Origin of the sequence: Cupriavidus sp. SIMBA_020 (assembly GCF_046535395.1) — a bacterium.
GTDB classification, from domain to species: Bacteria; Pseudomonadota; Gammaproteobacteria; order Burkholderiales; family Burkholderiaceae; genus Cupriavidus; species Cupriavidus campinensis.
Genome location: NZ_JAWRWU010001030.1, coordinates 1 through 257 on the forward strand (window position 1 = coordinate 1; position 257 = coordinate 257).

The 257-nt window shown below is 37.4% G+C and carries 1 pseudogene; it reads left to right on the forward strand.

Annotation, left to right across the window (positions count from 1 at the left end):
* Positions 1-257 (forward strand): annotated as a pseudogene (locus tag SB751_RS32600) (hypothetical protein); the annotation flags it as partial.

Genomic DNA, 257 nt, shown 5'->3' on the forward strand with positions numbered 1-257 from the left:
CATAGTAACCTGTGTAAACGGAACCTATCTGGATCAAAGCTTTGCAGGACGTATTATTGATCAGCAATTTCTTGATGATCTTCCCGATAATGTAGATCCTTGTGGAGAAAATGGTGAGTTCCATACTTTCACCTTTGATGGTCCTATTTTCAAGAATCCTATTGATTTTGAAATTGGAGAAATTGTAAAGAAAACCTATCCCAAGCCTAAAGCCAATTCCGAAGATCAGGATGAAGACTATGTTTTTTGGTTCTGTG